Genomic DNA, 25,232 nt, shown 5'->3' with positions numbered 1-25,232 from the left:
CCGCATCCCGGAGGGGACCATTCCGGTTCGGCGTCTTGGAGCAAGATCCAAGATTTACGCCGATGTGATTCGTAGGTCTTTTGCGGAAGCGGTCACTCCGCCATAGTGGCGCATCGCGGAAACGAACTTCCGCATGCCAGAAGAAGGTTGAAGCCTCACCACAGGAGTGCCCGTGCCGCAGTCCGTACCGTCCCTGTCGCGACGCGTAGCACGCACATTGCGAACCTCACTGTTCGCGCAGGTCGCCTGCGCGTTGGTGCTCGGAGTCCTCGTCGGCCGGCTGTGGCCCGACGCGGGGACAGCCGTCCAGCCGCTCGGCGACGGCTTCGTACGTCTCATCAAGGCGATGATCGCCCCGCTCGTCTTCTGCGTGGTCGTCGCCGGAATCACCAAGGCCGGAGACCTCAAGGCCTTCGGGCGCATCGGGATCAAGGCCCTCATCTGGTTCGAGGTCGCGACCACGGTCGCCCTCGTCGTCGGTCTGGTCGCCGGAAACCTCGTCAGCCCCGGCACCGGCATGAACGTCGACCCCGCCAAGCTCGACGCGTCCGCGGTCGACGAGAAGACCGGCGGCGGCGAACTTCCCTCGACCAGCGAGTTCATCCTGCACTCGCTTCCCGACAGCGCGATCGGCGCCTTCGCGGAGAACTCGCTGCTCCAAGTCCTCGTCCTGTCCTGCCTGGTGGGCGCCGCCCTGCTGCATCTGGGCACCACCAAGGTCCCCGCGATCCTGCCCGCCATCGAGCAGTCCCAGGAGGTCGTCTTCGCGATCGTCGGCTTCATCATGAAACTGGCGCCGCTCGCCGTCTTCGGCGCGACCGCGCACTTGGTGGGGGAGTACGGGCTCGGCGCCCTGTCGACGTACGGCAAACTCATCGGCGTCTGTTACGCGGTGGCCCTGATCTTCCTCGTCCTGCTGGCCGTCGCCCTCAAGGCCCTGACCGGCCTGAGCCTGTGGAAGTTCGTCCGCTACACGCGCGAGGAGATGCTGCTCGCGCTCGGCACGGCCTCCAGCGAGGCCGTCATGCCGCGCATGATGCAGAAGCTGCGCCAGGCGGGCTGCCGCGACGACGCGGTGGGCCTCGTCCTGCCGACGGGGTACTCCTTCAACCTCGACGGCGCCTCGATCTATCTGTCCGTCGGTACGCTGTTCATCGCGCAGGCCGTGGGCGTGGACCTGAGCCTGGGCCAGCAGATCACGGTCGTCCTCGTCCTGATGCTGACCAGCAAGGGCATGGCGGGCGTGCCCGGTTCGGCGTTCCTCGCGCTGTCCGCGACCGCTTCCGCGCTCGGGGTCATCCCGGCCGGCGCGGTCGCCCTGCTGCTCGGCGTGGACCGCATCATGGACGCGATGCGCGTCGCCACGAACCTGCTCGGCAACTGCGTCGCCGTCTTCGTGGTCTCACGCTGGGAAGGCGCACTGGACACGGCACGGGCGAAGAAGGTGCTCGGCGGCGAGATCGCGTTCGTACCGGAACAGACGGACGTGGCGTCGGAGCCCGGCAGTGCCGACGCGCGCACCGCCGGGCCCAAGTCCCTTACGCCTGCGGCTTCTCCGAGTCCACTCCCGGACGGGCCTTCTTCCACATCCCGCGAGTGAAGTCAGGGATGGCCTGCGGCGCGCCCTTCGCCTTGATCGAGAGATGGCTCAGGGGGACGGGCGACGTCCAGACCGCGGCGTCGTAGACGTCGAAGTCAGGCACGAGGCCGAGCTGCATGGTCTGCATCAGACGGAAGATCATGATGTAGTCCATGCCGCCGTGCCCGCCCGGCGGGTTGGAGTGCTCCTTCCACAGCCAGTGGTCGAACTCGGCCGCGTACTTGCCGAAGTCGCCCCACTCGTCGTCCGTGTGGTCCGGCTCGATGTAGATGCGCTCGGGATAGTCCTCAAAGACACCTTTCGTGCCGCCGAGGCTGTTGATGCGGCTGTAGGGGTGGGGGGTCGAGACGTCGTGCTCCAGGCGGATCACCCGTCCCTTCGCCGTCTGGACGAGACTGATCGTGCGGTCACTCTCGATGTACGTCTCCTTCCAGCTCGGGTCGCCCGCGGGCATGTGCGCCTTGCGGTACTCGGCGAGACCGAGGGCGGGCGTGCCGAAGCTGGAGATGTGCGTGACGCGGTCGCCGCGGTTGATGTCCATGTAGTTGGAGACCGGGCCGAAGCCGTGGTTGGGATAAAGGTCGCCGCGCAGCCGCGTGTGCCACAGGCGCCGCCAGGGGCCCTCGTAGTAATCCGGGTCGAACATCAGGCCGCGCAGATCGTGGTTGTAGGCGCCCGCTCCATGCAGCAGATCACCGAACTTGCCCGCGTGGGCCATGCGCAGGACGCGCATCTCGTTCTTGCCGTAGCAGCAGTTCTCCAACTGCATGCAGTGTCTGCGGGTCCGCTCGGAGAGGTCGACCAGATCCCAGAGCTGGTCGAGCTGGAGGGCGACCGGACACTCCACGCCGACGTGCTTGCCGTTCAGCATCGCCGACTTGGCCATGTCGAAGTGCCAGTCCCAGGGCGTCGCCACGTACACGAAGTCGATGTCACCACGCTTGCACAGGTTCTCGAAGTCGTGATCGCCCTTGGTGTACGTCGCCGGGGCGGGCTGGCCCGCGTCGGTGACCTTCTTCGCCGCGGCCGCCGTCTTGTCCTTGACCGGGTCGCAGAGTGCGACGACCTTCACTCCCGGGATCGCCAGGAACAGGTCGATCATGCTGCCGCCGCGGTTGCCGAGGCCGACGATGCCGACCCGCACCGTCGAACGCCGCTCGAACGGTACGCCGACCATGGTCTTGCCCTTGCGCGGCGGCGCATCGGCGGCCGTGGCCGCGCCCGCGGGCGCGGCCTGCAGGGCGTCGGCGTGCGCCGTGCCGCCGGTGAGTGCGCCGAGACCGAGCCCGGCTCCGGCGAGGCCGGCGGTGCGGAGCACGGCGCGGCGGGAGGCGCCGTCCGTGGAGTCTTCAGGGGTCGCGGACTCGTCGGGGTTCGGGGTGGCGTGCTCGTCGTGCATCGGACCTCCGTGGCTTGGATGCCTGCGCTGGAACGGATGCCACCCTGATGGCGGGATGAGCGTGGCGCAAGGGACCGAAGTGGCCAGGGAGTTGGACTTATGTCATCCGGCGTGTGGGCTCACGGACGCGTGGCACGCTCCAGCTCCAGGAGTACGGAGTAGTAGGAGCGGCCCGTGGCGTGGTCCATGCCCACCTCGCACATGCGGTTCGCCGAGAGGTGCGCGTCGAAGGGCCGGGCGGTGACCTCGGCCGCTTCCTTGCGGGTGGCCGACTCCGTCAGTTCCTTGTGCAGCATGCCGCGATCGCCCGCGAAGGCGCAGCACCCCGCGTCGTCCGGGACGACCACCTCGTCCGCACAGGCCTCGGCGAGGGCGCGGAGCTGCGCCTCGTCGCTGAGATGGCTCATGGAACAGGTGGGGTGCAGGACGGCGGAGCCGACCGTGCGGTGCACGGTCAGGTGGGGGAGCAGCTCGTCGGCGGCCCAGACGAGGGAGTCGACGACGGTCAGCTCCCGGTGCAACTCGCGGTTCTCGGCGGTGAGATAGGGCACGACCTCGTGCGCGATGCCGAGCGTGCAGGACGAGGCGTCCACCACCAGCGGCAGCCTCCCGCCCGCCGTCCAGGCCCAGGCCGCCTCGACGATGCGATTGGCCATCACCGTGTTGCCCTGGTCATAGCCCTTGGAGTGCCAGATCGTGGCGCAGCAGGTCCCCGCCACGTCGTCCGGAATCCAGACGGGCCTGCCCGCGCGGGTGGCGAGGGCGACCATCGCCTCCGGCAGGGAGCGGTCACCGGGGCTCCCGAAGATGCGGTTGACGCACGCCGGGTAGTACACGGCGCTCGCGCCCCTGCGTGTCGTGCGCGGCAGTTTGCGGGCGGCGGCTCCCGGGATGTCCGGCAGCCATTCGGGGACCAGGTCGGGGCGGACGGCCTTGCGCGCGGCGCGCGTGACCGAGGTCAGGAGCCGGTCGCTGATGCGGTCGGCGGCGGCCACTGCGAGCCTCGCGGCGGCCTCGACCGCCTTGAAGTTCTTGGCGGCGACGGCGGCCGCCCTCTCCTCGCGCGGCGAGTGCCGTGCGTGCCGGAAGTGCTTCATCAGGGCTCCGGTGTCGATGCCCACCGGGCAGGCCAGCTTGCACGTGGAGTCGCCGGCGCAGGTGTCCACGGCGTCGTACCCGTACGCCTCGACCAGGCCGTCCTCGACCGGTGAGCCGGGTGCCTGGCGCATCATCTCGCGGCGCAGCACGATGCGCTGGCGCGGGGTGGTGGTCAAGTCCTCGCTGGGGCAGGTCGGTTCGCAGAAGCCGCACTCGATGCAGGGGTCCGCGATCAGCTCCACCTTGGGGATGGTCTTCAGGCCGCGGAGGTGGGCCTTGGGGTCGCGGTCCAGGACGATGCGCGGCGCGAGCACGCAGTCCGGGTCGATGACCTGCTTGGTGCGCCACATCAACTCCGTGGCCTTCGGCCCCCATTCGAGCTCCAGGAACGGGGCGATGTTGCGCCCCGTCGCGTGCTCGGCCTTGAGCGAGCCGTCGAAGCGCTCGACGGTAAGCCGGCAGAACTCGTCCATGAACGCGGCATAGCGCTCCACGTCCGAGGGCAGGCCCGCGTCGAAGGCGAGCAGGAAGTGCAGGTTGCCGTGCGCGGCATGCCCCGCGACGGCGGCGTCGAAGCCGTGCCGTGTCTGTAGCTCAAGGAGGGCTCCGCAGGCTTCGGCGAGCCGCGACGGTGGCACCGCGAAGTCCTCGGTGATCAGTGTCGTCCCGGAGGGGCGAGAGCCGCCGACCGCTGTCACGAAGGCCTTGCGTGCCTTCCAGTAGCCCCCGATCGTCTTCGGGTCGCGGGTGAAGGTGTTGGTCACCGAGGCGACGGGCGCGACGAGTTCGAGCCCTTCGACGACTTTGGCGGCCGCCGCTTCGTACGCCTCCTGCCTCGCCTCGTCGGGTGCGCGGAACTCCACCAGGAGCGCGGCAGTCGACTTCGGGAGCCGCGCCCAGTCGGCGGGCACTCCGGCGACGCTGGTCGAGGCGCGCAGGGTGTTGCCGTCCATCAGCTCGACGGCCAGTGCGCCCGCTTCGTTGAACAGGGGGACGGCCGCCGCGGCGGCCGGCAGGGAGGGGAAGAACAACAGGGCGGTGGTGATGCGCCGGTCCAGCGGAAGCGTGTCGAAGACGACCTCCGAGATGAACCCGAAGGTGCCCTCGGAGCCGATCATCAGGCCGCGCAGGATCTGCACGGGCGTCGCACCGTCCAGGAACGCGTCCAGGCGGTAGCCGTTCGTGTTCTTGATCTCGTACTTGGCGCGGATGCGGGCCGTGAGTTCCTGGTCCGCCTCGATCTCGCGCTTGATCTGCAACAAGCCCTCGCACAGGGCCGGTTCGGCATGCGCGAGCTGTGCGTCGGCGTCCGGGTCCGCCGTGTCGACGACCGTGCCCGTCGGCAGGACGAAGGTGAGTGAGGCCACCGTGCGGTACGAGTTGCGGGTGGTGCCCGCCGTCATCCCGGAGGCGTTGTTCGCGACGACCCCGCCGATCGTGCAGGCGATGGCGCTCGCCGGGTCGGGGCCGAGCACACGGCCGTGCCGGGAGAGTGTGGCGTTGGCCCGCAGGATGGTCGTCCCGGGGCCGATGCGGGCCTGCTCGCCGTCACCGATGACCTCGACGCCCGCCCAGTGCTTGCGCACGTCGACCAGGATGTCCTCGCCCTGGGCCTGGCCGTTGAGCGAGGTGCCCGCCGCGCGGAAGACGACCTCGCGGCTCCTGCCGTGCGCGTACGACAGGACGGCCGAGATGTCGTCGATGTCCTCGGCGACGACCACGACCTGCGGCACGAAGCGGTAGGGGCTGGCGTCGGAGGCGTACCGCACGAGGTCGGAGATCTTCGTCAGTACCTTGTCCTCGCCGAGCAGCGCGGACAGCTCCGAGCGCAGGGGCTCGGGGGTGCCCTTGGCCTGCCGGTCCGGCACCCGGTCGTGCGCCGGCGCCTCCGGGTGCGAGACGGGGCGCAGGGCTTCCGGCTTGGGCTCCAGGATCGGCATGAGCTCTCCTCGGCGGGGTCGGACGGTCGGTCGGTCGGCGGCGGACGTCCGGCAGCGTCAGCGGCCAGGGGCGTCCCGCACATCGAACAGCGCGTTCAGCAGGCCGCCGAGCTGCTTGCGCTGCTCGGCGTCCAGTGGAGCCAGGATGTCCTCCGCGGCGGCCAGGCGCGCGCCGCGCAGCTCCCCGAGAGCCTTGCGGCCCGCGTCCGTGAGCTCGATGCGGATCACCCGGCGGTTGGTGGGATCGGGGACGCGCCGCACGAGATCGCCGGCCTCCAGGCCGTCGACCAGGCTCGTCACGGCACGCGGGACCACTTCGAGGTGCTGGGCGAGGTCGGCCATGCGCGGCGGGGTGTCGTACTGCACGAGGGTGCGCAGCAGGCGTGACTGGGCCGGGGTGATGCCGATCGGTACCAGGTGGCGCTTCTGGATGCGGTGCAGCCTGCGGGTCAGCCGCAGCAGCTGTTCGGCGAGGAGGCCGTCGGCGTCCGGGGTGTTCATGCGGGAACATTATCAGGACCTTGTACATTGTGAGCATAGGTAACAGTGAGCTATGATCCCTCAGTCATCGTCGGCGGAATCTCTGTCGGCGGCCGTCCCACCTCCCGTAGGAGCCCATGCCTCACGACGAACCCAAGTGGACTCCGCAGCCCCTTGCCCCCGGCCAGGAGGAACAGCCGCGGCAGATCCGCCGCATCCTGCGCCTCTTCCGCCCCTACCGCGCCCGCCTCGCGATCGTCGGCCTGCTGGTCGGCGCCGCCTCCCTGGTCTCGGTCGCCACCCCCTTCCTCCTGAAGGAAATCCTCGACACCGCGATCCCGCAGGGACGGACGGGCCTGCTGAGCCTGCTCGCCCTCGGGATGATCCTCAGCGCCGTCGTCACCAGCGTCTTCGGCGTCCTGCAGACCCTGATCAGCACGACGGTCGGGCAGCGCGTCATGCACGACCTGCGCACCGCTGTCTATGGCCGGCTGCAGAGCATGTCGCTCGCCTTCTTCACCAGGACCCGCACCGGAGAGGTCCAGTCCCGCATCGCCAGCGACATCGGCGGCATGCAGGCGACGGTCACCTCCACCGCCACCTCCCTGGTCTCGAATTTCACCAGCGTGATCGCCACCATCGTCGCGATGCTCGCCCTCGACTGGCGCCTGACGGTCGTCTCGCTGCTCCTGCTGCCGGTCTTCGTGTGGATCAGCCGCAGGGTCGGCCGCGAGCGCAAGAAGATCGCCACGCAGCGGCAGAAGCAGATGGCCGCGATGGCGGCGACGGTCACCGAGTCGCTCTCCGTCAGCGGCATCCTGCTCGGCCGCACGATGGGTCGCTCCGACTCGCTCACCAAGACCTTCGCCGACGAGTCCGACCGCCTCGTCGACCTGGAGGTCCGCTCGAACATGGCGGGGCGCTGGCGCATGGCCGTCATCTCGATCGTCATGGCCGCCATGCCCGCCGTCATCTACTGGACCGCGGGCCTCGCCTTCCAGATGGGCGGCCCGACGGTCTCGATCGGCACGCTCGTCGCCTTCGTCTCGCTCCAGCAGGGCCTGTTCCGGCCCACCGTGAGCCTGCTCTCCACCGGCGTGCAGATCCAGACCTCGCTCGCTCTCTTCCAGCGCATCTTCGAGTATCTGGACCTGCCCATCGACATCACCGAGCCCGAGCGCCCGGTGCGCCTGGACACGATCAAGGGCGAAGTCCGCTTCGAGGGCGTCGAATTCCGTTACGACGGTGAGGACGGCCAGAGCCGCCCGATCCTCGACGGCATTGACATCACCGTCCCCGCCGGCGGCAGCCTGGCCGTCGTGGGCCCCACCGGTTCGGGAAAGTCGACCCTCAGCTATCTGGTGCCACGGCTGTACGACGTCACGGGCGGGCGCGTCACGATCGACGGCGTCGACGTGCGCGACCTGGACTTCGACACGCTGGCCCGCGCGGTCGGCGTCGTCTCCCAGGAGACGTATCTCTTCCATGCCTCGGTCGCCGAGAACCTGCGCTTCGCCAAGCCCGACGCCACGGACGAGGAACTGATCGCCGCCGCCGGGGCCGCCCAGATCCACGACCACATAGCGTCCCTTCCCGACGGGTACGACACGGTCGTCGGCGAGCGCGGCCACCGCTTCTCCGGGGGCGAGAAGCAGCGCCTGGCCATCGCCCGTACGATCCTGCGCGATCCGCCCGTGCTCATCCTGGACGAGGCGACCAGCGCCCTGGACACGCACACCGAGCACGCCGTGCAGGACGCCATCGACGCGCTGTCCGCCGACCGGACGACGCTCACGATCGCCCACCGGCTCTCCACGGTCCGCGGCGCCGACCAGATCGTGGTCCTGGACGCGGGCAGGACCGCCGAGCGCGGTACGCACGAGGAGCTCCTGGCTAAGGACGGCCGTTACGCCGCTCTGGTCCACAGGGACGCCCAACTGGAGCCAGCGACATGAAAATATGCTCGGTATGTCCGCATTCGCACGATAATGTGCCCGCATGCTGCAGACCAAGACTCCGCGCCGGGGCACGATTCGACTGACGCGTCGGGGCCGGATCGCCCTGATCGCGACCGGAACCGTCGTGGCGGTCACCGCCGTGGCGGTGCCGCTGCTGCTCCCGGACGACGACGCAGGCCCCGAATCGCTGACCATCCCGGAAGGCTGGCGCACCAGCCAGGTGTACGAGGCCGTCGACAAGGCCCTCGAGGTACCGGCGGGCACCACGAAGAAGGCCCTTCCCAAGGCGCACCTCAAACTCCCCGGCGACGCACGGGGCAATCCCGAGGGTTACCTCTTCCCCGCGACGTATCCCATCGACGAGAAGTCGACCCCCGCATCCGTGCTCTCGTACATGGTGAACACGGCGGCCAAGAAGTTCGGCGGCAATCAGGTCACGGCGGGCGCCGACCGCAACACCCTGGACCTCTACCAGACCGTCACCATCGCCAGCATGATCGAAGCCGAGGCCGGCTCCAAGGCCGACATGGGCAAGGTGGCCCGGGTCATCCACAACCGCCTCGAGCAGGGCATGCCGCTGCAGATGGACTCGACGATCAACTACGCCCTGAACCGCTCCACGCTGAACACCCGCGACAGCGACACGAAGATCAACAGCCCGTACAACACCTACACGCGCATGGGCCTGCCCCCCACCCCGATCGGCAACCCCGGCGAGGAAGCGATGCGCGCGGCGATCAATCCGACACCGGGCAACTGGCTGTACTTCGTGACGGTGAAGCCGGGGGACACCCGCTTCACCGCGAACTTCGAGGAACAGCAGAAGAACGTGGCGGAGTTCAACAAGAACCAGAGCAAGAACAAGGACGAGGCCAAGCAGGCCGGCTAGGTCCCGGACGTCCTGGTCCCGGGTTTCACACCGTGACCGGGACGTCCTCTAGCAGTCGCTTGATGTCACGTACCGCCGCGCGTCCCGCACGGTTCGCGCCGATCGTGCTGGCCGAGGGGCCGTACCCCACCAGATGGATACGGGGGTCGACGGCGGCGCGGGTGCCCTCGACGCGAATGCCGCCGCCCGGCTCGCGCAGCCTCAGCGGTGCGAGGTGTTCGATGGCCGCCCGGAATCCGGTGGCCCAGAGAATGATGTCGGCGTCCACACGGCGCCCGTCGTCCCACTCGACGCCGCTCGGCGTGATGCGGTCGAACATCGGCAGCCGGTCGAGTACTCCATCGGCCCTGGCCCGGCGGATGGCGTCGTTCACGGGCAGCCCGGTCACTGACACCACGCTCTGCGGCGCGAGCCCCTGCCGCACCCGCTCCTCGACCATGGCGACGGCCGAACGCCCCCAGTTCTCGTCGAAGGGGCCCTCGCGGAAGACGGGCGGGCGCCGGGTGACCCAGGTGGTCTCCGCGGCGTACGGGGCGATCTCCATCAGATGCTGGGTGCCCGAGGCCCCGCCGCCCACGACGATGACCCGCTGCCCTTTGAACATCTCGGGCCCCGGATAGACGGCCGTGTGCAACTGCCGTCCACGGAACGTTTCCTGCCCTGGGTAGCGCGGCCAGAACGGCCGGTCCCACGTCCCCGTGGCGTTGATCAGCGCGCGCGTCGACCAGACCCCGGCCGACGTCTCGACCAGCAGCCGCCCTCCCTCGCCCTCGCGCACCCGGTGGACGTCGACGGGACGGTGCACCCGCAGGTCGAAGCGCCGCTCGTACTCCTCGAAGTACCCCTGGATGACCTCCGACGAGGGGCGCGCGGGGTCGGCGCCCGTCAGTTCCATGCCGGGAAGCGAGTGCATCCCATGCACTTTCCCGTAGGTGAGCGAGGGCCAGCGGAACTGCCACGCGCCGCCAGGCCGGGGCGCGTGGTCCAGGACGACGAAGTCCCGGTCCGGCGCGAAACCGGCCTTGCGCAGGTGATGGGCGCTGGAGAGCCCCGCCTGCCCGGCGCCTATGACGACGACGTCCACCTCGCGGGCCGCCTCGTCGCCTACCGCTGCATGTGCGGACGCATCCCGCGCCGCCGCGTCCCGTACCCCGATGTCGTTCACGCTTCTACTAACTCCCTCGGGGTACGGGATCTTCCCGCGCGGGCCCGCGGGTCAGCGCCCGCCTGCCACCAGGAGCGGGGCGCCGCCCGGAGCGGAGGCCGGACGCCCGTTCGCCGCGGGCACCCCGGCCAGCTGGGAGGCCGGAATTCGGGGCAGCAGCCCGCGCGCCGCCAGGTCCGGGATCACGCCCTCGCCGAACCAGTACGCCTCCTCCAGATGCGGATAGCCCGAAAGCACGAAGTGCTCGACGCCCAGCGCGTGATACTCCTCGATCCGGTCGGCGACGTCCGCGTGGCTGCCGACGAGCGCGGTGCCCGCGCCGCCCCGCACGAGACCGACGCCCGCCCACAGGTTCGGCGAGATCTCCAGCTCGTCGCGGGAACCGCCGTGCAGCGCGAGCATTCGCTGCTGGCCGACCGACTCGCTGCGGCCGAGCGCCTGCTGGGCGGCGGCGATGGTGTCCGGGTCGAGGTCGTCGAGGAGCCGGTTCGCCGTGGCCCACGCCTCTGCGGCCGAGTCGCGCGAGATGGTGTGCAGGCGGATCCCGAACCGGACCGTGCGCCCCTGCTCATCGGCGAGACCGCGAATCCAGTCGATCTTCTGCTTGACCTGCTCGGGAGGCTCGCCCCAGGTGAGATACACATCCGTGTGCCGCGCCGCGACAGGACCTGCCGCCGCCGATGAACCACCGAAGAAGATCTCCGGCAGCGGGTCCGGCGGCAGCGCGGTGAGACCGCCCTCCACGTCGTAGTGCTCGCCGTGGAAGTCGAAGGGCTTGCCGCCCCACACGCCCCGTACGACGGACAGGAACTCGTCCGTGCGGGCATAGCGTCGATCGTGGTCGAGATGGTCGCCGAAGCGCCGCTGCTCGGTCGAGTCGCCGCCCGTGACGACGTTCAGGAGCAGGCGTCCGCGCGTGATGCGCTGATATGTGGCCGCCATCTGCGCGGCGAGCACCGGGGAGATGACGCCGGGCCGGAACGCCACCAGGAACTTGAGCCGCTCGGTGTGCTGGGCGAGGGCGACCGTCGTGAGCCAGGCGTCCTCGCACCATGTGCCGGTCGGGGTCAGCACCGCCTCGAAGCCCAACTGCTCGGCGGCCTTGGCGATCTGGATCAGGTAGTCGATGTCGGGGGCCCGCACCCCGCTGACCGGCGTGACGCGGGAGCGCTTGATGCCGCCGTCGGTGTAGGCGTGCCGGTCGACGAGGGTGCGGCCGTCGCCGCCGGTCGGCAGGAACCAGTTGAGATGGACGGTCATGGTCAGGACTCCTTGCGGTACGTGCGCGGCTTGCTGGTCGAGGGCGGCAGGTCGCCGTTGAAGCGGGTGTCGACGAAGTCACCGAAGTCGATGCGGCGCGGGATGAGCTTCTGGGCGGCGAAGGTGTCCGCGATCTCCTGCTCGGAGGCGATCACGTTCTTGTCGACGGCCACCGGGACGCGCGTGCCGTTGCTGCGCTTGACGGCGGCGAGCGCGACCTCGTAGGGCAGGCCGGTGTCCTTCGCCCAGACCTTCGCCCATGCCTCCGGGTGGTCGTAGACCCAGTCCTGGGCCTTGCGCAGCCGCTTGAGGTAGTCGTCGATCGCGGCGGACTTCTTCTTATCTTTGAGCGCGCCCGGCGCCGCCACCTGGAAGGTCAGGCCATTCACCAGACCGTCGCCGTCGGTCAGGACGCGCCCCTTCTTGCTCTCCAGAACCTGCGAGGTGTACGGGTCCCAGACGGCCCAGGCGTCCACCTTGCCGCTGGTGTACGCGGCCAGCGCGTCAGCCGGCTGAAGATACTTGACCTTGACGTCCCTGATGCCGAGCCCGGCCTTCTTCAGGGACGCGATCAGCTGGTAGTGAGCCGACGAACCCTGCGCCACGGCGACGGACTTGCCCCTGAGGTCCTCCGCCTCCTTCAGGGGAGAATTGTTCGGGACGAGGATCGCCTCACCCGAGGCGGTGCCGTGGTGCGCGGCCACCACGGAGATCTTCGAGTCGGCTCCGGCGGCGAAGACAGGCGGCGTGTTGCCGACGGCGCCGATGTCCACGGCCTTGGCGTTGACGGCCTCCAGGAGGGGAGGCCCGGAGGTGAAAGTGGACCAGCGGATCTTGTACTTCAGGTCGTCGAGCTCCCCGGCCGCGCGCAGCACGGCCTCCGAACCGCCCTTCTGGTCCCCGACGTTGAGGGTGAGCGACCCCTGGCCGTCGGTCCCGCCACCCGAGCCCGCGGACGAGGTGCTCGCGGAGGAGGAGCCGGAGCAGGCGGCGAGCAGCAGGGCCAGGGGGAGGAGCAGGGCGGGGGCGGCGAGCTGTCGTCGCATGGTGAGTCCGTTCGTTCTGGGCGGGCTGTTCGTGCTTTTCGATGTGTTTGATCTGTTCGGTCTGTTCGTGCCGGTCATGAGGGGGCGGGAATGAGCGGCGTTCACGCCGCGACGGCTTCCGCGCTGTGGTCGGGAGCGTCGACACCAAGGCGCTGAAGCAGCTCGGCACGCAGTTCGCCGAAGCGCGGATCGGAGATGCCGCGCGGCCGGTCCAGATCGATCTCGGTCTCGTACGCGATGACCCCCTCGTCCATGACGAGCACCCGGTCGGCGAGGAGCACGGCTTCCTCCACGTCGTGGGTGACCAGCAGGACGGCGCAGCCGCGCCGCTGCCACAGCTCGTCGACGAGGCGCTGGGCCTTGATGCGGGTGAGCGCGTCGAGGGCGCCGAACGGCTCGTCGAGCAGCAGCAGATCGGGCTCGCGCACCAGGGCGCGGGCCAGCGAGGCGCGCTGGGCCTCGCCGCCCGAGAGCGTCTTGGGCCAGGCGTTCGTACGGTGCTTGAGGCCGACCTCCTCCAACGCCCGCTCCGCGACACCGCGTTCGGGCTTGTCCGGCAGCCCGAGCAGGACGTTGCGCCACACCCGCTTCCAGGGCATGAGCCGGGGCGCCTGGAACGCGACGGCCTTGCGGCGCGGCACGAGGACCGTGCCCTCGATGTCCCGGTCGAGCCCGGCGAGGATGCGCAGCAGGGTCGACTTGCCGCAGCCGCTGCGTCCGAGCAGCGCCACGAATTCGCCGGGACGCACGTCGAGGTCGAGGCGGTCGATGACGGCACGCCCGTCGAAGGAGCGGGTCAGGCCTTCGACTCGTACGGCCGAAGTGGCCGCCGTACTAAGGGTGTTGGGGGTCACCGGCCGGTGAACGTCGGTCGCCATTGCAGCAGCAGCCTTTCGAGGGTGCGGACGATGAAGTCGGCGATGAGGCCGAGGAAGGCGTAGACGATCAGGCAGACGACGATCACGTCGGTCCGCAGGAAGTCACGCGCCTGGACCATCAGGAAGCCGATCCCGGAGTCCGCGTTGATCTGCTCGGCGAAGACGAGGGCGAGCCAGGCGATGCCCAGGGAGTAGCGCAGCCCGGTCATCGCACCGGGCAGCGCGCCCGGCAGGATGACGTGCCGCACGAGTCCCCACCGCGAGAGCCCGAGGGACTCACCGGCCTCGATGAGCTGTGAGTCGACCCCGCGGATGCCCGCGTACACGTTCAGGTAGAGCGGGAACGAGACGCCCAGCGTGATGATGGCGACCTTGGGCGCCTCGCCGATGCCGAACCAGATGATGAACAGCGGGATGAGCCCGACGAACGGCACGGTGCGCAGCATCTGCACGCTGGCGTCCACGAGATCCTCGCCGACGCGGAACAGCCCGGAGATGAGCGCGAGCGAGGTCCCGACGACGGTGCCGAGCAGCAGCCCCACCGCGACCCGTTGCAGGGAGACCCCCATGGCGGAGGTCAGCGAGCCGTCGGCGAGGAGATCACGGGCGACGCCCGCGATGGTTCCCGGCGAGGCGAGGATGTCTTTGCTCAACGCCCCGGTGGAGCTGAGGAGTTGCCACAGGGCGAGAAGCGCGAGGGGGCCCGAGGTGCGGCGCAGCCAGCGGGGGACGCGGGCGCTGCGGGTGGAGGAGGGGACGATGGGAACGAGATGCGGTTCGCCCGACCGGACGTCTCCCGCGTCCTTGACAGGGGGATCGGACTTGGATATTCCCGAAATGTCGGGCGGTGAATCCGGCGGGGCATGGCTGATGCTCATGGCTGCTCCACGGCAGGAGGGAGGGATGCCCGAACGGCCTACGCGCGGGGCGGGGAGATCAACCGCGCGAAGGCATCAGGGCAGAGAAGAGCGAAAGGGAAGAAGAGAGGTGAGAAGGCGTCAGCAGCCGCGACGACACGCGGCGGAGGCCACCCGCAGCAGGTCGATGTGACCGCGCGTGGTGAGCAGGGCTGAACGCAACATGCCGCAGAACGTAGCCAGGTCGTCCGCGTACGGTCAATGCCGTCTCGAAAGGCGGACGCCGCAGATCAGCGAAAGGGTGATCCCTGAGGGAGGATGGACCCATGTCCGATGTTTTCACCACACGTATCCTGAACGTCACGACCGGGTCGTCCGAGAAGGTCTTCGACCTCACCGGCGACATCGAGGGTTTCCTGAGTGAGGCGGCGGCCGGCCGCGACGGTCTGCTCAACGTCTTCGTGCCCCACGCGACCGCCGGGGTGGCGATCCTGGAGACTGGCGCGGGCAGCGACGACGACTTGCTCGCCGCGCTGCACACCCTGCTCCCCGCCGACGACCGCTGGCAGCACCGTCACGGCAGCCCCGGCCACGGCCGCGACCACGTCCTGCCTGCCCTGGTGCCGCCGCACGCGACGTTGCCGGTGGTGGGAGGCCGCCTTGAGCTGGGGACGTGGCAGTCGGTGTGCCTGGTGGACACCAACCGGGACAACCCTCGTCGCGAGGTGCGGTTGTCGTTCCTGGGGTGAAGGTCAAGGGCCCCAGCGGTTTCCGGCCGGTTTGCGGCCGGATCATGGCCGGGATCCGAAGGCTCCGTTGACACCTTTCCGGGGCCTTCGTAGCTTTTCAAATCGTTGGAAACATCGATGATTTGAGAAGTAGATCATTTAGATCTCGGGGGAATGATGTCCGGACGAACGACTTCGGTGGGCGGGCGGGGGTGGACCCTGGCCGTGGTGTGTGTGGCCACGTTCATGCTGCTGCTCGACCTGACCGTGGTGAATGTGGCGCTGCCCGACATCCGGGATGCGTTCGACGCGAGTTTCACCTCGCTCCAATGGGTGCTCGACGCGTACGCCCTCGGTCTCGCCGCCGTGCTGCTGACAGCCGGATCACTGGCCGACCGCCTGGGGCGCAAGCGCGTCTTCAACATCGGCTTCGTCGTGTTCCTGGTGGCCTCGCTCGCCTGCGGCCTGGCGAACGACGCCGTCGTCCTGTCCGTGGCCCGCGGGGTCCAGGGGCTGGGGGGCGCGGTCCTGTTCGCCGTCGGCCCCGCGCTGATCGGCCAGGAGTACCAGGGCAAGGACCGGGGCAAGGCCTTCGGCATCTTCGGGGGAGTGGTCGGGCTGTCCATCGCCTTCGGCCCGCTCATCGGCGGCGCGCTCACCGACGGGCTGAGCTGGCGCTGGATCTTCCTGGTGAACGTGCCGGTCGGGCTGCTCGCCATGGCCGTGAGCGCGCTGAGGATGCGCGAGTCCCGGGCGGAGTCGGCCCCGGCGGTGGACTGGTGGGGGATGGTGCTGTTCACCGGCGCGCTGACCCTGTTGGTGTTGGCGCTGCTGCGAGGGGAGGCCGAAGGCTGGGGCAGCCCGCCCATCGTCGGCATGTTCGTGGTCGCTGTGCTGCTGCTCGGGATGTTCGGTGCAGTGGAGCGGCGACGGGGTGAACGGGCCATGTTCCAGCTGTCGTTGTTCAGGAACAGGACGTTCAACGGGGTGTCGGTGGTGACGCTGCTCTGTGCCGCCGCGACCATGTCCGCGATCTTCCTCCTGGTGTCGTACGTGCAGAACGTCCTCGCGTACTCGCCGTGGGAGACCGGCCTGCGGTTCCTTCCGCTGACCGGGACGCTCTTCGTGGCGGCCGCGATCTCCGGGTCGCTGACCACCCGGGTGCCGCAGAGGCTGCTGATGGGAACCTCCCTCGCACTCATCGCGGCCGGGCTCTTCCTGGTCGCGCTCACCGGTCCGGGCACCTCCTGGACCGCGCTGCTGCCGAGCATGTTCGGAATCGGCCTGGGCATGGGTCTCTTCAATCCGCCGCGCGCCTCGCTGTCCATCGCCGTCGCGGAACCGTCCAAGGCGGGCATGGCCTCGGGGATCAACGAGACGTTCCAGCAAGTGGGCGTCGCCATCGGCATCGCGGGATTCGGCGCGGCGTTCCAGGGCAGGGTGACCGACCTCTTCACGCAGTCCGAAGCGGGGCGGCAACTGGGGTCGTCCGCGCACGAGTTCGGGGAGGCCGTGGCGGCGGGCGGCGGCGCGGAAGCCGTCGGTCGTGCGCCCTCGGGCACGGCCCCCGCGCTCGAAGCGGCGGCCCGCGCCGCCTTTGTGGACGGGCTGACGGATGTGATGTTCGTGTGCGCGCTCGTCGCCGCCGTCGGTGCGGTGGTGGGCTTCGCCTTCATCCGTACGCGTGACCTGCACGAAAGCGCCAGGGGCGAGACCGTGGAGGTGCAGAGCAGCCGGACTGTCGTGCACGCAGCCGAGACGCAGGGGCTCTTGGAGGGGGAGAGCGCCGAAGCGCCGGTCGTGGCCCAGTCCGTTCATGCCGGGGGAGACGGGTGAGCCACCGGGTCGGGGGAGATGGGTAACCCGGTCGGAGACGGCCGGGCTACCCGCCCCGATCACACGCGGCACCCTGCGTGACACCGGCCCTTGGAGGCCGGTGTCGGCGCCAGTACTCTTGATGTGATCGACGATCGGCACAGTGGATGTTCGGCATGACCGAGAGATAGCGGCATGACCGAGAAACATCGTCCCCTGGTCCGGTCCCTTCACCGAGATGTCAGCAGCAAAGGGGAGCGGCCCGGATGACTGAGGCGACGCCCATTCCGGCGCAACCCGCCGGGCTCGACTTTCCCCTCGTCCGCAGGACCGGCTATCTGCTGAACAAAGCAGGATCGATCCTGATGGAGGACGCGGAGAAGGCGCTCATGGCGCAGGGCATGCGCCTGCGCTATTTCTATGTTCTCGCGGCGCTGGAAAGTGATCTGAGCCTGTCTCAGCAGGATCTGAGCAGACTCCTCCACCTCGATCCGACGACCATGGTGGCCCTGATCGACGAGATGGAGCGGGCCGGCCATGTGGAGCGGCGGCGCAACCCGTCGGACCGCAGGCGCTACATCCTGCGCCTCACCGACGACGGCCGTGAGGCGCTCGAGCGCGCGGGGCGCGCCGTCGACGCCGTGGAGCAGGACTTTCTCTCCGCCGTGCCCACGCAGGATCGCGAACGGCTGCGGTCCCTGCTCGGTGATCTGCTGGCCGACCGCTGGCCGCGCGTGATCGCCTGCGAGTGATCTCCGGATGTCCGCCGGAATTCTGCGAATTCTGCGGCGCAACTGGAGTTAAAGAATCCCTATTTGAGGTTTACTTTGGGTCGATCTGTGGAGGCCGTCACAGATTACCTTGACTAATTGCATTCCCCTTGATGTGCCGGATAGTGTTTTTTCTGTCCGGGTCACGTGACTCGCGACACGGGGGAAGGTAAACGGGGAATGAGCAACAAGGAATTAGTATACGGATCTCTGGAGAGTTGCCTCGGGCCCGGCAGCTCCCGCTTTTTCGGAAGCGGATACAAACGCGTCACCCAAGGCCTCAAGGGCATCACCACCGATGGCTCCGCCGACCCGGGTGCACAGGTCACCGCCCGCGGCACGCTCACCTATCCGCGCGACTGGTCCCGTAAATCGGGCGCCGGTGAGCTGCGACCGCATCTGAGCAGCATCGACGCGCTGGTGCTTGCCGCGAACCTGGCGGAGACGCACCTCGGCCGGGCCTTTGGGCTCGGCGCCGCCGAGCGGCGCAGGATCTGGCTGCGCAGCGCGGACGTACGGGCCGGCAGCTCGCCGCACGAGGACCTCGCGGACTTTCCCGTGCGCGGCAGGCTGGTCGCCGTCGACGGTCCGACCGGTGAACACGCCACGCTGGCCAGTACGTTCGACTGCCGCGTCGGGAGCCTGAAGGTGCGCTGCACACTCGTGCACGAACAGGGCAGCCGGGCGGGGACCCCGGCCACGTACGACGACGAGAAGCAGGCGCTCGGACCGGCGCGAGCCCGCCACTACGGGGTGGGCTACAAGCAGCGCGACCAGTACGCCGAGCAGGTCCGCGTCGACCTCGACCGGCAGGAGATCCAGGGGCTGCAGCGCGTCGTCGCCACGGACGAGGGCGCGCATACCTGGGGGGACGCGCACACCTGCGGGGCGGAAGCGGCTTACGGGCCGTCTGTCTCCCTGGTCGACGCGCTCGTGGGCGTGGCCCAGCTGGCCCAGGTCCTGCTCTACGCACAGGACGGGCTGTCCCGCGGCAGCACCGACACGCTCTGGATGCGGCGCTTCGTCATCAGCGCGGACACGCCGGTGCGCCCCCTGGGGCAGAGCTTCACGCCGACCGTGCGCACCGCGAGCTCCCGGCTCCTGTCCATGGGCGACGCCCGCTGGCGCACCGCGGAACTGGCCGTCGACGACTTCGCGGGGATCGACGGCCGCTGCTGGCTGGCGCATCGTCTGCCCGCCGTCGCCGCGTAGCCGCGCTGGCAGGCGCAAAGGACAAGGCACGTACGAAATGCAAGAAACGCAAGAAACACAACGGGGGAAAGAGATCATGCGCTGTACACCCACGCTCCGATTAGGAGACGTGCTCGTCGTGCTCGAAGGGCCGGCCCGCCTGCTCTGGGAAGAGCACGCTCGCGGGATGGGACCCAGGCACTGGACACCGACGGCCTTATGGCCGGACGAGAAGCAGCGCACCGAGGTGCGCGAACACCTGGACGGGCAACGGCCGCTGCTCGTCCTGCTGGACGAGGCCCGATGCCGCGTACCCATGCTGCGCGAGGAGTGGCGGGCCGCGCCCCGTCAACTGCTGCGGGACCAGAGGGACATCGGCTTCCAGGGGGCCGCGGACGACGAGGTCGTCGAGGTCGGCTTGCCGTTCCTCGACTGGCTGCCCGAGGCACACAGGGAGCGTGCGACACGCTTCCTCGCGCAGACCGACGCCGAACTGGCCCGTACACCGATGGCGTTCCTGCCGCCGCTGATGACCGAGGAAGCGTGTGGCGGATCACCGCTGAACCCGCGCTTCGCCCGGCGGCTGCTGCCCCACGCCCTGACGGCCGACCGCCTCGCGGCAGCCGTCGAGCACCTGTTCGCCGACGCGTCGCGGTACTGCGTGGCGGCGACCGGCTCGGCGAGGTGATCCCGATGAACGAGCACGTGAGGGACGAGCACCTCAGCCTGGGGGAGATCGGCCTCCTGATCGTCACGACAGCCACCCGGAACCTGGCGCTCACCGGCCGACGTGCGGCGGAACTCCGCCGTCGGCAGGCCCAGCGGACTCGTCGGGTGCAAGACGCCACCACCCCGGGGAGCCACTGATGGGTCGCTCGGTCATGGTCACCGGCGGCAACCGCGGCATAGGGCTCGCCGTGGCCACCGCCCTGGCGGCCGACGGTGACCGGGTCGCCGTCACCCACCGGGACACCGCACCGCCCGATGGACTGTTCGGTGTCCGCGCGGAGATGACGGACACCCAGAGCATCGATGCCGCCTTCAAGGAGGCGGAGGCCGTGCACGGGCCGGTCGAAGTGCTCGTCGTCAACGCGGGCATCACCCGGGACACCCTGCTCCTGCGCATGGACGAGCAGGACTTCACGGACGTCATCGACGTCAACCTGCACGGCGCGTTCCGTACGGTGCGACGTGCCGTGCGCGGCATGGTCCGGGCCCGCTGGGGCCGGATCGTGCTGATGTCCTCCATGACGTTCGCGTACGGAGCGCCCGGCCAGGTCAACTACGCGGCAGCCAAGGCAGGGATGCTCGGCATGGCCCGCTCCCTGGCCTGGGAGCTCGGCCCGCGGAACATCACGGTCAACATCGTCGCGCCGGGCCTGATCGACACGGACATGAGCCGCGCGATCACCGACGACCGCCGCGAACACCTGCTGTCCATCACTCCGCTCGGCCGTGTCGGGGAGGCGGCCGACGTCGCCGCCGCCGTGCGTTACCTCACCGGCGAATCAGGCCGCTTCGTCACGGGAGCGGTCCTGCCGGTCAGCGGAGGCCTGGGCCTGGGCGGCTGACCACGGCTGACCACATCACCCACACCCGGCTCCGGCCGGGCCATCCACCACGGGAAGAGAACACACCATGGGGAACACACGCACCCCCACCTCACACACCGGTCTGCACCTGGCGATCTCCGGGACGTACTCCAGCGGCAAGAGCACCACCACCGAGACGCTGTCGATGGCCACGGGCATCCCGCGCACGCACGCGATGACGTCGCGGGAGATCCTCGTCGACCTCGTTCCGGGCAAGCAGGTCCAGGAGCTCAGCGCAATGGAACTGACGATGCTGGGATTACGCCGGCTCGAGGAGCGGATCCACCACGAGGCGGGCGAGGGGCCGTTCATCTCGGACGGCTCCGTGATCCACGAGTGGATCTACGGCGAGGCCCGCATGCGGGTCGGCATCAATCCCGGGGCGAACCTGTTCCTGCGGGCGGTGAAGAACATGGCCGGACTCCCGGTCAAGCGGTTCTACCGCCAGTACATGGACGCCTACGGCGCGGTCGCCAAGGCGCGTGCCAAGCGGATCTACGACGCCTATGTGCACCTGCCGGTCGAGTTCGAGATGAAGGCGGACGGCCACCGGCCGGTCTCCGAGAAGTTCCGCCAGATGTCCGACGACCTGCTGATCGAGACCCTGGAGGAGCTGGAGATCCCGTACCACGTGGTGGGCGGCAGTGTCCGTGAACGCGTGGAGAGGATCGTCGAGATCTTCGAACTGCCCCTGGTGATGCCGCTCGACGAAGCGATCGAACGAGCCGGGGAGAAGGTGCGTCAGGCCACCGAGATCCTGGAACAGGACGCCCGCTTCCACGAAGCCCAGCGAACCAAGTCCTTGCGCCGACGGGCTGCTTACGCGGTGCGTTTCTGACCGCACCTTCCGGTGGGCGGCTCCGGCCGCCCACCGGAAGCGGGTCCGGCCACCTCACGCGGTGAGCTCCTCCAGGACCGCCTGGCCTGCCGCGCGGTGTTCGGCTGCCGTGGTGGGGTCCGTTGTGTCGAGGATGGTGGCGATGCCCTCGTGGGCCAGTGCTTCCTCGGTGCGGAAGCCCAGTCGCGGGGCGAGTTCGAGAGCCTGGCGGTGCAGGCGCAGAGCCTCTTCGGGCAGGCCCGCGAGGCGACAGGTCTCTGCGTAGCCATTGAGGAAATGGATCTTCCAGTGCTCCTCGAAGAGCTCGTCGAGCAGCGCGAACGCCTTCCGGTGGCTGGCCAGCGCCTCTTCGTGGCGGCCCATGTGCCGGAGCGCGACACCCAGGCAGTTGAGACACCACGCCTCGTTGTGCAGGTGCCCGTCCTCGCGGGCATGCGCCAGCGCCTGATACAGGTGCTGCGACGCCTCGTCGGGCTCCTCGTCGGCGATGGCCACGCCGAGGGTGATCCGGGCCGTCAGCGCGGGCGGCGACGCGGGGTCCGCATGGGGGGTGTCCAGGACCTCCCGGGCCCGCTGCGCCGCCTCCTCGCGGTGTCCCAGTTGCAGCATCGCCCAGGCCTCGGACGCCGCCGCGGCGGCCCTGCCCGTCGGGCAGTCGGCCTGCTCGTACAACTTCCCTGCCTGCCGGAAGAGTTCGAGGGGCTCTTCGACGAACCCCTCGTCCCACTTCAGGTAGCCGCGCCGCAGGGTCAGCTCTGCCTCCGACCCCGGGCCCCCCGCCTGAGACGCCGCCTCGTACGACGCGGCGGCCTCCGCCATACGGCCCGCGTTGTAGCGGGCGAAGCCCAGATCGCTGTGGGCGTCGGCCAGTTGGAGCGGATCGCCGAGGCGCTCGGCGGCGGCCAGCGCCCGCTCGAAGAGAACGTTGAGATGCGTGGTGCCGCACCGCCGCGCGAAGTACGCCCGCAGGAAACGCGGCAGCTCGCACACGTGCGCGTCGGCACCGACGGCGGCCGCCGTCTCGAAGGCGGCCACCAGGTTCTCGTACTCCGCGACGAGCCAGGCGAACGCCGCGTGCTTGTCCGGGAATTGGCGCAGGGCGGCCGGAGACCGGCCCGCCGAGGGTGCCCGGCCGGGGGACAGGAACGGCATCGCGGCATCGGCGGCCGCCGCAGCGTGCACGTAGTAGTCGAGGAAGCGGCCGAGGGCCCGCTGCCGTTCGGCCGGTGAGTCCTGCTCCTCCCCGGCCCGTCGCGCGTGCTGGTGCACCAGGTCGTGCAGGCGGTAGCGGCCCGCCGTCGACTCCTGTACGAGGTGCGCGTCGACCAGGTCCTCCAGCATCGCCCGCGCGCTGTTCAGCGGCACGTCCGCCAGGGACGCCGCCAGGTACTCGTCGAAGGAACCTCCTGGCAGCAGGCCGAGCATCCGGAACAGGCGGGCCTGGGCTCGGTCCAACTGCCGTACGGACATGGCGAAAGCGGTGTCGAACTCGCTCGCTCCCTCGGCCATCCGCTCGACCAGGACGCCCACGGTCCAGCCGGGCCGGTGCCTCAGCCGGGCCGCGGCAAGACGCAGCGCCAACGGCAGGTGGCCGCACAGCCGCAGCACCTCGGCGGCGGACTCCGGCTCGCGGGCGAGCCGCCCCTCGGGACCGCTCGGGTCGCCGCTGGCCCGGGCAAGGAGCTCCGCGCTCTCCCGTCGGCTCAGCACGTCGAGCGAAACCGGCGGCACCTCGTCCAGGCCGATTAGCCGGTTGCGGCTGGTGATCAGGGCCACGGACGGACCGGCGCCCGGCAGCAGCGGGCGGACCTGGTCGGCGTCGGCGGCATTGTCGATCACCACGACGACCCGCCGGTCGGCCAGCTCGGACCGCCAGCAGGCGGCCAGTTGCTCCACGCCCTCGCGGGGCACCTTCTCGGAAGGCACATCGAGCGCGCCGAGCAGCATCCGCAGCGCGGAGTCGGGGTCGAGCGGCTCCCGGCCCTCGGTGAACCCGTGCAGATCCACGTAGAGCTGCGCGTCCGGGTAGTCGGCGGCCAGCCGGTGCGCGGCGTGTATCGCCAGACAGGTCTTGCCGACCCCCGCCATGCCGTCGAGGGCGACCACCCGGTGGCTGCCCACCGCGTCGAGCACGGCCGCGAGTTGATCCTCGCGGCCGGTGAAGTCGGGTGCGTCGCGCGGCAGGTCGTTGCGGGGCCTCGGTCTGCCCTGGCGGCTGGACTTCGGGGGCGCGGGGAGGGGGTTGGAGGAGCGTTCCCACAGGGGGCGCAGGGGGCGGGGGTCGCGCTTGACGAGACGGCAGAGCGCCACCACCGCGGGCCACGGCGGCAGGGTCTGGCCGCTGAGGTAGCGGGACAGCGACGAGGAACTGAGGCCCGCGTCGCGCGCGAGAGCCCGTACGCCGAGTCCTGACAGTTCCTGGATCAGGCGTAGCCGCGCCGCCAGTTCGTTCTGCGGATCCGTCTTCGCCGTGCGTTGCGGCTCATCCACCAGATACCCCCCGTGTCCCGTGTCGCCAGAAACCTACCGGGCCACGTCGTCGCTGCTCAAGGGTGTTTCAGCTGTCCCACGGTGTCCCACCGCCGTGGTCGTGGCGAGCGGTTCCCGCTGATATGGAGTCACGCCCCGAGGGAACGGGGCCGACCCGGAAGAAGGAGCACACCGCGATGCAGTCCCGTATGCAGAACCCCGCTGTCGTCCTGTCCGACGCCATGCCGGCCATCCAGGCCCTCTTCAAGGCCGTGCACTCCGGAGGGGTGGAGGCACAGACCCTGGAGCTGGTGCACCTGCGGGTCAGCCAGATCAACGGCTGCAGCGCCTGCGTCGACGGCGGCGCCAAGTCGGCCCGCAAGGCGGGCGTCAGCGACGAGCGGCTCGCGGCGGTCGCCGCCTGGCGCGAGGCCCCGTACTTCACCGAGCCGGAGCGGGCCGCACTGGAGCTGGCCGAGGCCGCGACGCGCCTCGCCGACCGCGCCGACGCGGTGAGCGACGAGGTGTGGGACGCCGCCGCCACCCACTTCGACGAGAAGCAGCTGGCCGCGCTCGTCCTCATGACCGGTGTCACCAACCTGTTCAACCGCCTCAACGCCACGACCCGCCAGATCGCGGGAGCCTGGGGCTGACCTGCCACCGGGAGAAGCCGCCGCGGCGGCCTCTCTTGGCAACCTCCGCTCCCCACTCACCTATCTACGTAAGGACACCTGCCATGACTGCTACCGCTGCTTCCGCTGCGAAGTTCGACGGATTCACGGACGAGGAGCGCGGCGCGATGAAGGCCCGCGCCCAGGAGCTCAAGGCGTCCGCACGCCGCGGGTCGCGCGCCGACAAAGCCGCGGAGGAGGAGGCCGCCGTGGTCGCGAAGATCGCCGAGATGCAGGATTCGGACCGTGTCATGGCCGAGCGGATCCACGCCGTGATCAAGGAGAACGTGCCGGAGCTGTCGCCGAAGCTCTGGTACGGGATGCCCTCCTACGCCAAGGACGGCAAGGTCGTCTGCTTCTTCCAGAGCGCGCAGAAGTTCAGCGCGAGGTACGCGACGTTCGGCTTCAGCGACAAGGCGGGCCTCGACGAGGGCGCCATGTGGCCGGCCTCGTACGCCTTGACGGAGCTGACCGCCGAGGGTGAGGCGAGGATCGCGGCGCTGGTGCGGAACGCGGTGAGCTGAGGAGGGCCGTGGGCTCCGGCGGCATGACGGCGGAGCTGCAGCTGACGCTCCTGCCCTCTGATCC

23 protein-coding genes are annotated in these 25,232 nt (G+C 69.7%); 13 read left to right on the top strand and 10 right to left on the bottom strand.

Features of this window, described 5'->3' with window-relative positions; all coding sequences use genetic code 11:
* The first annotated feature begins 172 nt into the window (after positions 1-172).
* The gene (locus ACZ5U5_RS02125) at positions 173-1,600 is read left to right on the top strand and encodes a cation:dicarboxylate symporter family transporter (RefSeq protein ID WP_469015113.1); all 1,428 of its coding nucleotides are present in this window, start codon (positions 173-175) and stop codon (positions 1,598-1,600) included.
* Here the strand turns inward: ACZ5U5_RS02125 and ACZ5U5_RS02120 are convergent.
* The 3 genes from ACZ5U5_RS02120 to ACZ5U5_RS02110 form a co-directional block, all read right to left on the bottom strand.
* On the bottom strand, positions 1,539-2,999 hold the full coding sequence (locus tag ACZ5U5_RS02120; protein WP_469015111.1) for a Gfo/Idh/MocA family protein: 1,461 nt from the start codon (positions 2,997-2,999) through the stop codon (positions 1,539-1,541). The two genes, ACZ5U5_RS02125 and ACZ5U5_RS02120, sit on opposite strands and share 62 nt — an antisense overlap.
* A 119-nt stretch (positions 3,000-3,118) precedes the next feature.
* On the bottom strand, positions 3,119-6,037 hold the full coding sequence (locus tag ACZ5U5_RS02115) for an FAD-binding and (Fe-S)-binding domain-containing protein (protein ID WP_469015109.1): 2,919 nt from the start codon (positions 6,035-6,037) through the stop codon (positions 3,119-3,121).
* A gap of 57 nt (positions 6,038-6,094) precedes the next feature.
* Positions 6,095-6,538, bottom strand: coding sequence for a MarR family winged helix-turn-helix transcriptional regulator (locus ACZ5U5_RS02110; RefSeq protein ID WP_453685086.1), 444 nt, complete (start codon positions 6,536-6,538; stop codon positions 6,095-6,097).
* 116 nt (positions 6,539-6,654) lie between these two features.
* Here ACZ5U5_RS02110 and ACZ5U5_RS02105 point away from each other — a divergent pair, with 116 nt between their 5' ends.
* Both ACZ5U5_RS02105 and mltG read left to right on the top strand, forming a co-directional pair.
* Positions 6,655-8,472 carry an ABC transporter ATP-binding protein gene (locus ACZ5U5_RS02105; RefSeq protein ID WP_469015107.1) on the top strand — a complete coding sequence of 606 codons (1,818 nt, stop codon included), beginning with the start codon at positions 6,655-6,657 and terminating at the stop codon, positions 8,470-8,472.
* A gap of 46 nt (positions 8,473-8,518) precedes the next feature.
* Positions 8,519-9,364: an endolytic transglycosylase MltG gene (gene mltG, locus ACZ5U5_RS02100; protein WP_469016867.1), complete on the top strand. Its 846-nt coding sequence runs from the start codon at positions 8,519-8,521 to the stop codon at positions 9,362-9,364.
* Between the two features lie 25 nt (positions 9,365-9,389).
* On the opposite strand, the gene ACZ5U5_RS02095 is transcribed toward mltG, so the two are convergent.
* From ACZ5U5_RS02095 to ACZ5U5_RS02070, 6 genes are all read right to left on the bottom strand, one after another.
* On the bottom strand, positions 9,390-10,448 hold the full coding sequence (locus tag ACZ5U5_RS02095) for an NAD(P)-binding domain-containing protein (RefSeq protein ID WP_469016864.1): 1,059 nt from the start codon (positions 10,446-10,448) through the stop codon (positions 9,390-9,392).
* A gap of 132 nt (positions 10,449-10,580) precedes the next feature.
* Positions 10,581-11,789, bottom strand: coding sequence for an LLM class flavin-dependent oxidoreductase (locus ACZ5U5_RS02090; RefSeq protein ID WP_469015104.1), 1,209 nt, complete (start codon positions 11,787-11,789; stop codon positions 10,581-10,583).
* A gap of 2 nt (positions 11,790-11,791) precedes the next feature.
* Complete coding sequence (locus tag ACZ5U5_RS02085; RefSeq protein ID WP_469015102.1) at positions 11,792-12,835, bottom strand: ABC transporter substrate-binding protein; 1,044 nt, start codon at positions 12,833-12,835, stop codon at positions 11,792-11,794.
* A gap of 101 nt (positions 12,836-12,936) precedes the next feature.
* Positions 12,937-13,713, bottom strand: a complete 777-nt coding sequence (locus tag ACZ5U5_RS02080; protein WP_469015100.1) for an ABC transporter ATP-binding protein — start codon at positions 13,711-13,713, stop codon at positions 12,937-12,939.
* Positions 13,686-14,591: an ABC transporter permease gene (locus tag ACZ5U5_RS02075; protein WP_469015098.1), complete on the bottom strand. Its 906-nt coding sequence runs from the start codon at positions 14,589-14,591 to the stop codon at positions 13,686-13,688. Before ACZ5U5_RS02075 ends, ACZ5U5_RS02080 begins: the two co-directional genes overlap by 28 nt.
* A 120-nt stretch (positions 14,592-14,711) precedes the next feature.
* A complete protein-coding gene (locus ACZ5U5_RS02070) occupies positions 14,712-14,795 on the bottom strand; it encodes a putative leader peptide (protein WP_349817350.1) in 84 nt (27 codons plus the stop codon).
* A 101-nt stretch (positions 14,796-14,896) separates the two neighbouring features.
* Here ACZ5U5_RS02070 and ACZ5U5_RS02065 point away from each other — a divergent pair, with 101 nt between their 5' ends.
* The 8 genes from ACZ5U5_RS02065 (at position 14,897) to ACZ5U5_RS02030 (ending at position 21,504) form a co-directional block, all read left to right on the top strand.
* On the top strand, positions 14,897-15,319 hold the full coding sequence (locus ACZ5U5_RS02065) for a secondary thiamine-phosphate synthase enzyme YjbQ (protein WP_469015095.1): 423 nt from the start codon (positions 14,897-14,899) through the stop codon (positions 15,317-15,319).
* 156 nt (positions 15,320-15,475) lie between these two features.
* Positions 15,476-17,134, top strand: a complete 1,659-nt coding sequence (locus ACZ5U5_RS02060; RefSeq protein WP_469015093.1) for an MFS transporter — start codon at positions 15,476-15,478, stop codon at positions 17,132-17,134.
* A gap of 245 nt (positions 17,135-17,379) precedes the next feature.
* Entirely contained in the window at positions 17,380-17,865 is a 486-nt protein-coding gene (locus ACZ5U5_RS02055) for a MarR family winged helix-turn-helix transcriptional regulator (RefSeq protein ID WP_469015091.1), read from the top strand.
* A 198-nt stretch (positions 17,866-18,063) separates the two neighbouring features.
* On the top strand, positions 18,064-19,095 hold the full coding sequence (locus tag ACZ5U5_RS02050) for an AvrD family protein (RefSeq protein WP_469015088.1): 1,032 nt from the start codon (positions 18,064-18,066) through the stop codon (positions 19,093-19,095).
* A 166-nt stretch (positions 19,096-19,261) separates the two neighbouring features.
* Positions 19,262-19,762: a hypothetical protein gene (locus tag ACZ5U5_RS02045; RefSeq protein ID WP_469015087.1), complete on the top strand. Its 501-nt coding sequence runs from the start codon at positions 19,262-19,264 to the stop codon at positions 19,760-19,762.
* Between the two features lie 5 nt (positions 19,763-19,767).
* Positions 19,768-19,941, top strand: a complete 174-nt coding sequence (locus tag ACZ5U5_RS02040) for a hypothetical protein (RefSeq protein ID WP_469015084.1) — start codon at positions 19,768-19,770, stop codon at positions 19,939-19,941.
* Positions 19,941-20,645 (top strand): 3-oxoacyl-ACP reductase FabG, encoded by a 705-nt coding sequence (gene fabG / locus ACZ5U5_RS02035; RefSeq protein ID WP_469015082.1) that lies wholly within the window; start codon positions 19,941-19,943, stop codon positions 20,643-20,645. Before ACZ5U5_RS02040 ends, fabG begins: the two co-directional genes overlap by 1 nt.
* 67 nt (positions 20,646-20,712) lie before the next feature.
* Positions 20,713-21,504, top strand: a complete 792-nt coding sequence (locus tag ACZ5U5_RS02030; protein WP_469015080.1) for an AAA family ATPase — start codon at positions 20,713-20,715, stop codon at positions 21,502-21,504.
* A gap of 54 nt (positions 21,505-21,558) precedes the next feature.
* Here the strand turns inward: ACZ5U5_RS02030 and ACZ5U5_RS02025 are convergent, their stop codons facing one another.
* Positions 21,559-23,994, bottom strand: a complete 2,436-nt coding sequence (locus ACZ5U5_RS02025) for an ATP-binding protein (protein ID WP_469015077.1) — start codon at positions 23,992-23,994, stop codon at positions 21,559-21,561.
* Positions 23,995-24,170: 176 nt separating this feature from the next.
* Between ACZ5U5_RS02025 and ACZ5U5_RS02020 the strand changes: the two genes are divergently transcribed.
* Both ACZ5U5_RS02020 and ACZ5U5_RS02015 read left to right on the top strand, forming a co-directional pair.
* Positions 24,171-24,626, top strand: a complete 456-nt coding sequence (locus tag ACZ5U5_RS02020; protein ID WP_469015076.1) for a carboxymuconolactone decarboxylase family protein — start codon at positions 24,171-24,173, stop codon at positions 24,624-24,626.
* 83 nt (positions 24,627-24,709) lie between these two features.
* Positions 24,710-25,168 carry an iron chaperone gene (locus tag ACZ5U5_RS02015; RefSeq protein WP_469015074.1) on the top strand — a complete coding sequence of 153 codons (459 nt, stop codon included), beginning with the start codon at positions 24,710-24,712 and terminating at the stop codon, positions 25,166-25,168.
* The last annotated feature ends 64 nt before the right edge of the window (positions 25,169-25,232 follow it).

The sequence above is a fragment of the Streptomyces sp. NPDC033177 genome (assembly GCF_055577715.1).
This window is presented reverse-complemented; position numbering and strand designations above follow the sequence as displayed.